Annotated in this window: 11 protein-coding genes and 3 tRNA genes; 9 read left to right on the forward strand and 5 right to left on the reverse strand. The window is 64.3% G+C overall.

Translation table 11 applies throughout. The features are described from left to right. Position 1: 1 nt before the first annotated feature. Positions 2 to 2,320: a Tex family protein gene (locus BMZ43_RS22760; protein ID WP_093256949.1), complete on the reverse strand. Its 2,319-nt coding sequence runs from the start codon at positions 2,318 to 2,320 to the stop codon at positions 2 to 4. Positions 2,321 to 2,495: 175 nt separating this feature from the next. Between BMZ43_RS22760 and ompR the strand changes: the two genes are divergently transcribed. Then, on the forward strand, positions 2,496 to 3,230 hold the full coding sequence (gene ompR / locus BMZ43_RS22765; RefSeq protein WP_007161260.1) for an osmolarity response regulator transcription factor OmpR: 735 nt from the start codon (positions 2,496 to 2,498) through the stop codon (positions 3,228 to 3,230). 40 nt (positions 3,231 to 3,270) lie between these two features. On the opposite strand, the gene BMZ43_RS22770 is transcribed toward ompR, so the two are convergent. Beyond that, on the reverse strand, positions 3,271 to 4,143 hold the full coding sequence (locus BMZ43_RS22770) for an undecaprenyl-diphosphate phosphatase (RefSeq protein ID WP_064308151.1): 873 nt from the start codon (positions 4,141 to 4,143) through the stop codon (positions 3,271 to 3,273). A 137-nt stretch (positions 4,144 to 4,280) separates the two neighbouring features. On the opposite strand from BMZ43_RS22770, the gene BMZ43_RS22775 reads away from it, so the two are divergent. Beyond that, positions 4,281 to 5,600 (forward strand): ATP-binding protein, encoded by a 1,320-nt coding sequence (locus BMZ43_RS22775; RefSeq protein ID WP_017639500.1) that lies wholly within the window; start codon positions 4,281 to 4,283, stop codon positions 5,598 to 5,600. 150 nt (positions 5,601 to 5,750) lie between these two features. Here BMZ43_RS22775 and rimK read toward each other — a convergent pair whose 3' ends face one another. The 3 genes from rimK to BMZ43_RS22790 are packed head-to-tail and all read right to left on the reverse strand — an operon-like array spanning position 5,751 to position 7,921. Then, positions 5,751 to 6,656 carry a 30S ribosomal protein S6--L-glutamate ligase gene (gene rimK, locus BMZ43_RS22780; RefSeq protein ID WP_017639501.1) on the reverse strand — a complete coding sequence of 302 codons (906 nt, stop codon included), beginning with the start codon at positions 6,654 to 6,656 and terminating at the stop codon, positions 5,751 to 5,753. After that, a complete protein-coding gene (locus BMZ43_RS22785) occupies positions 6,653 to 7,129 on the reverse strand; it encodes a retropepsin-like aspartic endopeptidase RimB (RefSeq protein ID WP_017639502.1) in 477 nt (158 codons plus the stop codon). Before BMZ43_RS22785 ends, rimK begins: the two co-directional genes overlap by 4 nt. Positions 7,130 to 7,144: 15 nt before the next feature. After that, complete coding sequence (locus tag BMZ43_RS22790; RefSeq protein WP_064308150.1) at positions 7,145 to 7,921, reverse strand: S6 modification regulatory phosphodiesterase RimA; 777 nt, start codon at positions 7,919 to 7,921, stop codon at positions 7,145 to 7,147. Positions 7,922 to 8,039: 118 nt separating this feature from the next. On the opposite strand from BMZ43_RS22790, the gene BMZ43_RS22795 reads away from it, so the two are divergent. The 7 genes from BMZ43_RS22795 to tuf form a co-directional block, all read left to right on the forward strand. Continuing rightward, positions 8,040 to 8,423: an RNA-binding S4 domain-containing protein gene (locus BMZ43_RS22795; protein ID WP_007161254.1), complete on the forward strand. Its 384-nt coding sequence runs from the start codon at positions 8,040 to 8,042 to the stop codon at positions 8,421 to 8,423. A 107-nt stretch (positions 8,424 to 8,530) separates the two neighbouring features. After that, positions 8,531 to 9,424, forward strand: a complete 894-nt coding sequence (gene hslO / locus BMZ43_RS22800; protein ID WP_064308149.1) for an Hsp33 family molecular chaperone HslO — start codon at positions 8,531 to 8,533, stop codon at positions 9,422 to 9,424. A 104-nt stretch (positions 9,425 to 9,528) separates the two neighbouring features. Next, positions 9,529 to 11,070: a phosphoenolpyruvate carboxykinase gene (locus tag BMZ43_RS22805; protein WP_093256954.1), complete on the forward strand. Its 1,542-nt coding sequence runs from the start codon at positions 9,529 to 9,531 to the stop codon at positions 11,068 to 11,070. 219 nt (positions 11,071 to 11,289) lie between these two features. After that, positions 11,290 to 11,374: transfer RNA gene (locus BMZ43_RS22810), tRNA-Tyr, on the forward strand. Between the two features lie 23 nt (positions 11,375 to 11,397). Then, positions 11,398 to 11,471: transfer RNA gene (locus BMZ43_RS22815), tRNA-Gly, on the forward strand. 20 nt (positions 11,472 to 11,491) lie between these two features. After that, positions 11,492 to 11,567 (forward strand) — tRNA-Thr (locus BMZ43_RS22820). A gap of 84 nt (positions 11,568 to 11,651) precedes the next feature. Further along, a partial coding sequence (tuf, locus tag BMZ43_RS22825) for an elongation factor Tu (RefSeq protein WP_093256959.1) occupies positions 11,652 to 12,754 on the forward strand: 1,103 nt, incomplete at its 3' end.

Raw genomic sequence — 12,754 nt, forward strand, 5'->3', positions numbered from 1 at the left:
CCTATTTCCTCAGTTGCTTGGCGTTGGCGAACAGCGACGCCATGGCATTGTTGGCCGGCGTGGCCTGGGTCTGACGCGGGGCGCTCTTGTCGGCGCGGGGCTTGCCGCCGTTGCCGCGAGCCTGGCCGCCGGGCTTGCCGTCGACCTTCTCGCCGGGGGTGTCGCCCATGCGCATGGACAGCCCCACGCGATTGCGCGGCACGTCCACCTCCATCACCTTGACCTTGACGATGTCGCCCGCCTTGACCACCTCGTAGGGGTCCTTGACGAACTTCTCCGACAGGGCGCTGATGTGCACCAGGCCATCCTGGTGCACGCCGATGTCGACGAAGGCGCCGAAGTTGGTGACGTTGGTGATGACGCCCTCCAGCACCATGCCCGGCTTGAGGTCGGAGAGTTTCTCCACGCCGTCCTGGAACACCGCGGTCTTGAATTCTGGACGTGGATCGCGACCCGGCTTGTCCAGTTCCTGGAGGATGTCGGTCACCGTCGGCAGGCCAAAGCTCTCGTCGGTGAATTTCTTCGGATCCAGGCGCTTGAGAAAGGCCGAGTCGCCGATCAGCGAGCGGATGTCGCGGCCGGTGTCGGCGGCGATGCGCTGCACCAGCGGATAGGTCTCCGGGTGCACCGCCGAGGCGTCCAGCGGATTGGCGCCGCTCATGACGCGCAGGAAGCCGGCGGCCTGCTCGAAGGTCTTCTCGCCCAGCCGCGGCACCTTCTTCAGCGCCTCGCGGGTGGCGAAGGCGCCGTTGGCGTCGCGGAATTGCACGATGTTCTGCGCCAGGGTGGCGTTGAGGCCGGAAATCCGCGCCAGCAGGGCGGCGGAAGCCGTGTTCACGTCCACGCCCACGGCGTTCACGCAGTCTTCCACCACGGCGTCCAGGCTGCGCGCCAGCTTGAGCTGGGAGACGTCGTGCTGGTACTGGCCGACGCCGATGGACTTGGGCTCGATCTTCACCAGCTCGGCCAGCGGATCCTGCAGGCGGCGGGCGATGGACACGGCGCCACGCAGGGAGACGTCCAGCTCGGGGAATTCACGGGCGGCCAGTTCCGAGGCGGAGTACACCGAGGCGCCGGCTTCGCTGACCATCACCTTGGTCAGGCCCAGGCCCGGGTACTTGCTGATCAGCTCGCCGGCCAGCTTGTCGCTCTCGCGGCTGGCGGTGCCGTTGCCGATGGCGATCAGGTCCACGCCGTGCTTGGTGCAGAGCACGCCGAGGGTGGCCAGGGTCTGGTCCCACTGATTGCGCGGCGCATGGGGATAGACGGTGTCGGTGGCCAGCAGCTTGCCGGTGGCGTCCACCACCGCGACCTTGCACCCGGTGCGCAGACCCGGGTCCAGCGCCAGGGTGGTGCGCGGACCGGCCGGCGCGGCCAGCAGCAGGTCGTGCAGATTGCGGGCGAAGACCGCGATGGCCTCTTCCTCGGCCTTTTCGCGCAGCTCGCCGAGCAGATCGGTTTCCAGGGAGGTATAGAGCTTGACCTTCCAGGTCCAGCGCACCACCTCGGCCAGCCACCTGTCCGCGGCGCGACCTTCGTTCTTCAGGCCGAAATGCGCGGCGATCAGCCCTTCGCAGGGATGGGCGATGCCCGGGCCTTCTTCGCCGAGCTTGAGCGCGGCGCTGAGGATGCCCTCGTTGCGCCCGCGGAAGATCGCCAGGGCCCGATGCGAGGGCACCGCCTTGAAGGGCTCGTCATGCTCGAAGTAGTCGCTGAACTTGGCGCCTTCGGTCTCCTTGCCGGGCACCAGGCGCGCGCTGAGGATGGCGTCCTGCTGCAGGACGCCGCGCAGCCGCGCCAGCAGGTCGGCGTCTTCGGCGAAGCGCTCCATGAGGATGTACTTGGCGCCTTCCAGGGCGGCCTTGACGTCCGCCACGCCCTTGTCCGCGTCGACATAGGCGGCCGCCTCGGACTCGGGATTCAGGGTCGGATCGCCCAGCAGCGCCTCGGCCAGCGGGCCGAGGCCGGCCTCCAGGGCGATCTGGCCCTTGGTGCGGCGCTTCTGCTTGTAGGGCAGATAAAGGTCCTCCAGCCGCGTCTTGGTATCGGCCAGATTGATCTCGCGCGCCAGTTCGGCGGTCAGCTTGCCCTGTTCCTCGATGCTGGCCAGCACCGCACCGCGGCGCTCTTCCAGCTCGCGCAGATAGCGCAGTCGCTCTTCGAGATGACGCAGCTGGGTGTCGTCCAGGCTGCCGGTGACTTCCTTGCGGTAACGGGCGATGAAGGGCACGGTCGACCCTTCGTCGAGCAGCGCCACGGCGGCGGCGACCTGTTGCGGGCGGGCGCCGAGCTCCTCGGCGATACGGCTATTGATATCCATCGGGCTACCTGGCTGGCACAAGAAAAAGCGGGCCGCAGTATACCCGAGCCCACCGGGCCGCCGCTTCCTGCGCCACCACCACCGCCCGCGGTGGGGCAAAATCTGCTAACAATGGCCCAACGCCGCGGTCGGATGGCCTACGGCATAATCCAGTGCTAGATCACAAGGAGATATTATGAGCACCCCTGCTGCCCCAGAAGGTGAAAAGATCCTGGTCGTCGATGACGACGCCCGGCTGCGCCGCCTCTTGGAGCGTTTTCTAGCCGAACAGGGTTATCGCGTACGCACCGTCGAGAGCGCCGAACAGATGGACCGCCTGTTGGCGCGGGAAGTCTTCAATCTGGTCGTTCTCGATCTGATGATGCCTGGCGAAGACGGCCTGTCCGCCTGCGGTCGGCTGCGTGAGAGCGGCAATCGCATCCCCATCATCATGCTGACCGCCAAGGGCGACGAAGGCAGCCGCATCCAGGGCCTCGACCAGGGTGCCGACGACTATCTGGCCAAGCCCTTCAACCCGCTGGAGCTGGTGGCCCGCATCAAGGCCGTGCTGCGTCGCCAGGCCCCGGTGGTACCTGGCGCCCCCGCCGGGACCGACGAGGTGGTGACCTTTGGCGACTACGCCCTGCACCTGGCCACCCGCGAACTCAAGCGTGGCGAAGAGACCCACATGCTCACCACCGGCGAATTCGCCGTGCTCAAGGCGCTGGTCGATCACGCCCGCGAGCCGCTGACCCGCGACAAGCTGATGAATCTGGCCCGCGGTCGCGAATGGGATGCCTTGGAGCGCTCCATCGACGTCCAGATTTCGCGTCTGCGCCGGATGATCGAGCCCGATCCGTCCAAGCCGCGCTATATCCAGACCGTATGGGGCGTGGGTTACGTCTTCGTACCGGACGGCGCCGGCAAGTAAGGCAGGTAGCCGGGGCATCGCGCCCCGGCTAGGGGGTGGCTCAGGCGAACAAGCCTTGATGCACGCCCACCAGCAGAAATATCCCCAGCAGCGCGCGATAGATGATGAAGGGCCAGGTCGAGAAGCGTTCCAGAAAGCGCATCAGGCCCCAGATCGCCGCGAACGCCGACAGGCTCGCCACCAACAGTCCCACCAGCAGCAGCGACCAGGCCTCGGCCGGGATGTGCGCGTGCCAGAGCACCACCAGCTCCTTGAGTCCCGCCAGGGCGATGGCCGGCAGGCCCAGCAGGAAGGAGAAGCGCGCGGCTTCCTCGCGACGCAGATTGAGGAACATGGCGGCGGTCAGGGTCGAGCCCGAGCGGGACACGCCCGGAATCAGCGCGCCGACCTGGGCGATCCCCACGATCAGGGCATCGCGCAGGCGCATCTGCGAGATGTCTCTGTTATGCCGGCAGAGCCGCTCCGCCAGGGCCAGCAGGGCGGCCATGGCCAGACAGGCATAGCCGATAACGCTCAGGCCGCGCAGGGGCGAGTCGCAGGCGTTGAGCAGGGGCGCCAGCAAGAGTCCGGCGATGCAGATGGGAATGGTCGCCAGCACGATCATCACTGCCAGCAGGAAGTCCGGGCTGTCGAAGTCGCGCTGGCGCACCGCAGCGAGGCTGCCCCGGGTCACACCGCTGACATCGCGCCAGAAGTAGCTGATCACCGCGGCTAGGGCCGCCATCTGCATGGCGGCGGAAAAGGCCGAACCGGGATCGCGCCAGCCGAGCAGCGCCGGGACCACCCGCATGTGCGCCGTGGACGAAATGGGAAGCAGCTCGGTGATACCCTGCACCACACCGAGAAAGGCGATCTGCGCATAGCTGAGCGAGGCGAAGCCGATGTCCAGGCCGGTCTGGCAGATGTCGGACACGAGAGAACTCCAGGTCGAAGGGAAAAAATGGACGAGCAAATGTATCCGAATGTTTCCATGTCGGGTTGCCTATCTGAACCCTGCAACCCCAGAGGTTGTGATGGCTTTCGCGCCGTTTTGCGCGGAAATCCTGGTCGATGAAGGCGCCTAGCTGGTTTCCCCAGAGTTTCTTCGCCCGCTCGCTATGGATGGTCCTGCTCGCGGTGCTGTTTTCCAAGGCGCTGACCCTGGTCTATCTGCTGCTCAACGAGGACGTCCTGGTCGATCGCCAGTACAGTCATGGCGCGGCTCTGACGCTCAGGGCCTACTGGGCCACCCCGGAAGCCGAGCGGCCGCGCATCGCCCAGGCCGCCGGCCTGCGCTACGAGTCGCCCGAGACCGTACCGGCCGGGGAGTACCACTGGCCCTACAGCGAGATCTTCGAGCGCCAGATGAAACAGGAGCTGGGCGAGGAGACCGAGGTGCGGGTGCGGGTCCAGCACGGGCCAGCGCTCTGGGTGCTGGCGCCCACCCTTGGGCCGGACTGGATCAAGATCCCGCTGATGGCCCACCCCCTGCGCGGTCAGCACATCTGGAGCGTACTCGGCTGGTTCCTGGCCATCGGCCTGCTGTCCGTCGGCGCCGCCTGGGTCTTCGTGCGGCAGCTCAACCAGCCCTTGCGTCGCCTGGTGAATGCCGCGCGCGAGCTGGGCAAGGGGCGTAGCGTACGGCTGCCGGAAACCGATGCCCCCAGCGAGATCCAGGACGTCTACCACGCCTTCAACCAGATGGCCGAAGACGTCGAGCAGGCCGGTCGCGAGCGCGAGCTGATGCTGGCCGGCGTCTCCCATGACCTGCGCACGCCCCTGACTCGCCTGCGGCTGGCGGTGGAGCTGATGCCGCCGGCCGAGCGCGAAGAGGCGGAGGACATGATCCGCGACATCGAGGACATGAACGCCATCCTCGACCAGTTCCTCGCCTTCGTCCGTGACGGTCGCGACGAACCTCAGGAACTCACCAACCTCAACGAGCTGGCTCGCCAGGTGGTGGCGCCCTACAACCAGCACACGGAGCGGGTGCGGCTGATGCTGGACGTCCTGCCGCCGCTGCCGGTGCGACGCATCTCCTTCAAGCGGCTGCTGACCAACCTGGTGGAAAACGCCCTGCGCCATGGCGGCGGTGGCGGTATCGAGGTGGTCGGGCAGGTCGCGGGATCGGCCACGGCGCCCTATGTCGCCCTGAGCGTCATGGATCGTGGTCCCGGCATCGATCCCAAGGACCTGCAGGACATCTTCAATCCCTTCACCCGAGGCAATCGCGCCCGCACCGTCAGCGGTTCCGGGCTGGGCCTGGCCATCGTCAAGCGCATCGCCGCGCAGCACGGCGGCAGCGCCGAGCTGCGCAATCGCGAAGGCGGCGGTGTGGAAGCCCGGGTGCTGTTGCCCCTGGGCCTGCTGCTCCCCCGTAGCGCCAGCTGATCTCTCGACCATGGCGGAGCTACACCTGAGCCTGTAGGAGCAACTGTCCTAGCGCGGCCATGGGCCGCTCCTACGGTTACGCCGGAGGCTGTAGGAGCGGCCCATGGCCGCGATAACGCGAATGCCCACACCACCCCTGGAGCAAATGCCTCAACCCTTGCCCTTGGTCCGCGTCAGCCCCGGCTCGGCGTTCTTCTCCAGGTACTCGATGATGATCCCGGCCACGTCCTTGCCGGTGGTCTGCTCGATGCCTTCCAGGCCGGGCGAGGAATTGACCTCCATCACCAGCGGGCCGTGATTGGATCTGAGGATATCCACCCCGGCCACGCTCAGGCCCATGGCCCGGGCCGCACGCAGGGCGGTCATGCGTTCCTCTGGGGTGATCTTGATCAGGCTGGCGGTACCGCCGCGATGCAGATTGGAGCGGAATTCCCCGGGCGCGGCCTGGCGTTTCATCGCGGCGATCACCTTGTCGCCGACCACGAAGCAGCGGATGTCCGCGCCGCCCGCCTCGCGGATGTATTCCTGCACCATGATGTTCTGCTTGAGCCCCATGAAGGCCTCGATCACCGATTCGGCTGCCTTCTCGGTCTCGCACAGCACCACCCCGATGCCCTGGGTGCCTTCCAGCACCTTGATCACCAGCGGCGCGCCATTGACCATCCGGATCAGGTCCGGCACGTCGTCCGGAGAATGGGCGAAGCCCGTCACCGGCAGGCCGATGCCCTTGCGCGAGAGCAGCTGCAGGGAGCGCAACTTGTCGCGCGAACGGCTGATGGCCACGCTCTCGTTGAGCGGAAAGACCCCTTGCATCTCGAACTGGCGCAGCACCGCGCAGCCATAGAAGGTCACCGAGGCACCGATGCGCGGGATGACTGCGTCGAAGCCTTCCAACGGTTTGCCGCGGTAATGGATCTGTGGCTTGTGGCTGGCGATGTTCATGTACGCGCGCAAGGTGTCGACCACGACCACCTCATGGCCGCGGCTGACGCCGGCTTCGACCAGGCGCCGGGTGGAGTACAGATTGGGGTTACGCGAGAGAACGGCGATTTTCATGGGGCACCGGAGGCCGGAGTAAGGGACAACTGGGGTTTGTCTTGCGCATAGGAGACGGCCGGATTCACCAGCAGGCCACCATCGATCAAGGCCTTGGAGCCGAGCAGCATGCGATAGCGCATGCTCTTGCGACAGGCTAGGGTGAATTCCACCGGCCACTGGCATTCGCCCAGGGCCAGCAGGGTACGGATGACATAGCGGGTCTGGGCGATACCGTTGGAACTGCGGATGGTCTTTTTCGCCACCAGCGGCGCTTCGCAATGGCGATGCCGGGATTGGACCAGGGTGCCCAGGTGCACGGTGAATCTCACCCAGCGTTCCTTGCCGCGCATGAAGGGCTGGACTTCCGTCGCATGCAGGGCCGAGGTGCTGGCGCCGGTATCGATCTTGGCTCTCAGGCCCACCACGCCCAGTTCGGGCAAGGCCACCCACTCACTCAGGCCGATAATGACCGGTTCGGCGGAATTGCTCATCGCTGCTCCTTGAAATCAGTGGCCTCCGCCTAAATGTTGCGGATCGACGAGCTGCTTGAAGGCTGGTTTGGCGAACAGATAACCCTGCATCAGCTCGATCCCGAGGTCGCGCAGGCAATCGCGTTCGGCCACGGTCTCTACGCCCTCGGCGATTACCTGGGTGCCCAATTCGCGGCACATGACGATCAGGTTGCGCACGATGGTCCGCCGCACCTGGTCCCGGTCGATGTCGCGGATGAGCGCCATGTCGAGCTTGACCAGGTCGGGTTGGAATTCGGCCAGCAGCGTCAGGCCGGAATGACCGGCACCGAAGTCGTCGATGGCGGTCTTGAAGCCGAATTGCTGATACTCGCGCAGGATGTGCGTCAGGTGGTTGCTGGCCACGTGCTCGGTTTCCACCGTCTCGAAGATCAGCCGCTCCAGGGGAAAGCCGTGCTCACGCGCGGCGGCCAGGGTGCTGCGGATGCACAGCTCCGGACGATAGACGGCGTTGGGCAGGAAGTTGATCGACAAACTCTCCTGCAGGCCCAAGATCGCCGCGGTGGCGATCGCCTTGGTGCGGCAGAGCTGGTCGAAACGATAGCGGTTACTGTCGGTCACCTGATTGAGCACCGACAGCGCGCCTTCGCCGCCCGGTCCGCGTACCAGCGCTTCCCGAGCGAAGACCGCGCCTTTGCCCAGGTCCACGATGGGCTGATAGGCGAAGTCGAAGTCGAAGCCCAGGGGTTCCGACTGCTGGCAACCCGCGCAGCGGGTCTGGCCGGTCAGGTCGGAAGGAAAGAATGTGGTCATGGCTCTCCAGAGGCACGCTTGCAGCGTCGGTCCGATGGTTTAGAGTTCTTGAGAAGAGTCTAAGACCCAATAGGGGACCTTTTATTCGATGTATGCAGTAGATCACACTGAAGAACGGATGCGCCTCGACAAATGGCTGTGGGCGGCACGTTTTTTCAAGACCCGTGCGTTGGCCAAGGCAGCCCTCGAAGGCGGCAAGGTCCAGTGCCGTGGCGAGCGCTGCAAGCCCAGCAAGGAGCCCCGTGTTGGCGATGTTCTCACCATTCGTCAGGGCTATGACGAAAAGACCGTGGTGATCGTCGCCCTGTCGCAGAATCGCCGCGGTGCGCCCGAAGCCCAGCAGCTCTATACCGAGACGCCGGAAAGCCTCAAGGCGCGCGAGCAGGCCGCAGCCGCGCGTAAGGCGGGCAACCTCGGGTTACAGACCGATGGCCGGCCCACCAAGAAGCAGCGTCGACAGATCCATCAGTTCCGCGAGTACGTCCACCCGTTCGACGACTGATCCCGTCGCGACTCGGCGGATCCCTTTCCTGGCCAGGTCCGCTCGCCGGTCCTGGCGTGCGCCGTGAGCGTCACGTTTCGCGGCCTTCCTCCTTATATAGGTAGTTCATGACTTCCCACGATTTCACCCAACGCTTCCTGTTCGACGAAACCGACGTCCGCGGCGAACTGGCCACGCTGGACCGCAGTTACGTCGAGGTCCTAGCCAAGCATTCCTACCCCGAGCCGGTCGCCCAGCTGCTGGGCGAGATGCTGGCGGCGGCTGCCCTGCTGTGCGGAACCCTCAAGTTCGAAGGGCTGCTGGTGCTCCAGGCACGCTCCAGCGGCCCCATCCCGCTGCTCATGGTCGAATGTTCCAGCGAACGTGAGGTGCGCGGCATCGCCCGCTACGAAGAAGCCGAGATCACCGCGTCCGCCTCCCTGGGCGAGCTCATGCCCGATGGCGTCCTGGCCCTGACCATCGATCCCCGGCATGGCCAGCGTTACCAGGGCATCGTCCCGCTGGAGGGCGCCAACCTGGCCGAATGCCTGTCCGGCTACTTCGCCACCTCCGAACAACTGCCCACCCGTTTCTGGCTGAACGCCGACGGTCGCCGCGCCCGCGGCCTGCTGCTCCAGCAGCTGCCGCCGTCGCGCATCAAGGATGCCCAGGCCCGTCAGGACAGTTGGGAGCATGTCGTCACCCTGGCCGATACCCTCACGGCCGAAGAGCTGCTGGGTCTCGACAACGAGGTGATCCTGCATCGCCTGTTCCACGAGGAAGCGGTGCGCCTGTTCGACGAGCAACCGGTGGCCTTCAGCTGCAGCTGCTCGCGTGATCGGGCGGCCAATGCCCTGATCAGCATGGGGCAGGCGGACGTCGAGAGTCTGCTCTACGAACAGCAGGGAGAAATTCGGGTCGATTGTCAGTTTTGCAATGAGCAGCAGGTGTTCGACGCCGCCGATATCACGCAGATTTTTGCGGGCGGCGGCACGCAAACCCCAGGAAATACCCGGCACTAGCCGTTGCAAAAGCCCGAAGGCTTTCTGGCATAATCCCGCAACGTGTAGTTCTGCCGTGTAAGAGCTACAAGCATGAGGAACGGCCCAGGGCCATGGGGAACGAAATGACGAAAGCCAACGTGTATACCGATATCAGCGTCGCGCAGTTAGTGGAAGAGTCCCTGCGACGTGGCGAAGGAGAGCTGGCCGCCAATGGCTCGCTGGTCGTCAAGACGGGGCATCGCACGGGGCGTTCGCCGGTAGATCGCTTCATCGTCGAGGAAGCCTCCACGCGCGATGCCATCCACTGGGGGGCGATCAACCGTGCCTTCCCGGAGGAGAAGTTCGCACCGCTGTGGGAGCGCGTCAGCGCCTACCTGGACGAGCGTGATCAATTCGTCTCCCACGTGCATGTAGGTGCCGATGTCGAGCACTACCTGCCCTTCGTCATGCGCACCCAGACCGCCTGGCACAACCTGTTCGGCCGCTGCCTGTTCATCAATCCGGCCGAATACAATCCTCAGTCCAAGCCGGCCTGGGAGATCATCAACGCGCCTGAGTTCGTTTGCGAGCCCGCACGTGACGGTACCAATTCCGACGGTACCGTCATCATCAACTTCGCCGCTCGCAAGGTGCTGATCGCCGGCATGCGCTACGCCGGCGAGATGAAGAAGGCCATGTTCTCGGTGCAGAACTTCCTGCTGCCGGAAAAGGACGTGCTGCCGATGCACTGCGCCGCCAACGTGGGCGAGGAGGGTGATGTCACCCTGTTCTTCGGTCTCTCCGGCACCGGCAAGACCACCCTGTCCGCCGACCAGAGCCGCTACCTCATCGGTGACGACGAGCACGGCTGGGGCGTGGGCACCGTCTTCAACATGGAAGGGGGTTGCTACGCCAAGTGCATCGACCTGTCCGAGAAGAACGAGCCGGTGATCTGGAAGGCCATCCAGTTCGGCGCCGTGCTGGAGAACGTGGTTCTGGATCCCCAGACCCGTCAGCCCAACTATGCCGACGACAGCCTGACCCAGAACAGCCGGGCAGCCTATCCGCGCGAGCTGATCGACAAGCGCGCCGAGCACAACCTGGGTGGCGAGCCCAACGCGGTCATCTTCCTGACCTGCGACCTCACCGGTGTCCTGCCCCCGGTATCCATCCTTAATAATGAGCAGGCGGCCTACCACTTCCTGTCCGGCTACACCGCCCTGGTCGGCTCGACCGAGATGGGTTCCGGTCCCGGCATCAAGTCGACCTTCTCCACCTGCTTCGGCGCGCCCTTCTTCCCACGCCCGGCGGCTGAATACGCCGATCTCCTGATCAAGCGCATCCAGGGCTTCGGCTCCAAGGTGTACCTGGTCAACACCGGCTGGACCGGTGGCGGTTACGGCGTCGGCAAGCGCTTCAACATCCCGACTACCCGTGCGGTCATCGCGGCCATCCAGAGCGGTTCCCTCATCGGTACCGAGACCCGCCACGTGCCGGTCATCAACCTCGACGTCCCGGTCGCCGTTCCCGGCGTGGACAGCGTCCTGCTCAATCCGCGCGACACCTGGCAGGATGGTGCTGCCTATGACGCGGCGGCGCGCGAGCTGGCTGGCAAGTTCGTCGAGAACTTCAAGAAGTTCTCCGGCGTCTCCGAAGGCATCCTGGCGGCCGGTCCCCAGCTGTAAGCAGGGCGATTGCCTGTGAACAAAGGCCGCCGATAGGGCGGCCTTTGTTTTTTAAGCTTTTTTTGCGTTTTGGGGTTGCATGGTTCGTTGTGATTGCATAAACTGCGCCCGCTTTCGCTGATAACGCTAGCGAGCGACGCGAAAGCATTGATTGTTAAGGGAATTTTAAAAAGATCCTTGACAAGAGGAGGGCAGATGAAGAAAATGCCGCCTCACTTTGGAGGGGTTCCCGAGTGGCCAAAGGGATCAGACTGTAAATCTGACGTCGCAGACTTCGAAGGTTCGAATCCTTCCCCCTCCACCAGATTGCTAGAGCGCTTAGGCTCTGCGGGTATAGTTCAGTGGTAGAACCTCAGCCTTCCAAGCTGATGATGCGGGTTCGATTCCCGCTACCCGCTCCAGTTTGACTGGCAAATGTTTCGCTCATGTAGCTCAGTTGGTAGAGCACACCCTTGGTAAGGGTGAGGTCAGCGGTTCAAATCCGCTCATGAGCTCCATCTTAAAAAGGCAGATATGAAAATATCTGCCTTTGTTTTAATGGCGGCATTGCTTTGCTCAATTCGTGAAGGGAGAGAGTGTCGATGGCTAAAGAAAAGTTTGAACGTAACAAGCCGCACCTGAACGTGGGTACCATCGGTCACGTTGACCATGGCAAGACCACGCTGACCGCAGCGCTGACCAAAGTCTGTGCCGATACCTGGGGCGGTTCCGCTCGTGGTTTCGACCAGATCGACAACGCGCCGGAAGAAAAGGCTCGCGGTATCACCATCAACACCTCCCACGTTGAGTACGACTCGGCGATCCGTCACTACGCGCACGTCGACTGCCCCGGCCACGCCGACTACGTGAAGAACATGATCACCGGTGCTGCCCAGATGGACGGCGCGATCCTGGTTTGCTCGGCTGCTGACGGCCCCATGCCGCAGACCCGCGAGCACATCCTGCTGTCCCGTCAGGTAGGCGTTCCCTACATCGTCGTGTTCCTGAACAAGGCCGACATGGTTGACGACGCCGAGCTGCTGGAACTGGTCGAAATGGAAGTTCGCGATCTGCTGAACACCTACGACTTCCCGGGCGACGACACCCCGATCGTCATCGGCTCCGCGCTGATGGCTCTGAACGGTAACGACGACAACGAAATGGGTACCTCCGCCGTGCGCAAGCTGGTCGAGACCCTGGACTCGTACATCCCCGAGCCCGAGCGTGCCATCGACAAGCCGTTCCTGATGCCGATCGAAGACGTGTTCTCGATCTCCGGTCGCGGCACCGTGGTAACCGGTCGTGTCGAGCGTGGCATCGTCAAGGTCCAGGAAGAAGTCGAGATCGTGGGCATCAAGGCCACCGTCAAGACCACCTGCACCGGCGTTGAAATGTTCCGCAAGCTGCTGGACGAAGGCCGTGCTGGCGAGAACGTCGGCGTGCTGCTGCGTGGCACCAAGCGTGAAGACGTGGAGCGTGGCCAGGTGCTGGCCAAGCCGAACACCATCAAGCCGCACACCAAGTTCGAGTGCGAAGTGTACGTGCTGTCCAAGGAAGAAGGTGGTCGTCACACCCCGTTCTTTAAGGGCTACCGTCCGCAGTTCTACTTCCGCACCACCGACGTGACCGGTAACTGCGAGCTGCCGGAAGGCGTCGAGATGGTGATGCCGGGCGACAACATCAAGATGGTTGTCACCCTGATCGC

Origin of the sequence: Pseudomonas sp. Snoq117.2 (assembly GCF_900110545.1) — a bacterium.
Classification (GTDB): domain Bacteria; phylum Pseudomonadota; class Gammaproteobacteria; order Pseudomonadales; family Pseudomonadaceae; genus Chryseomonas; species Chryseomonas benzopyrenica.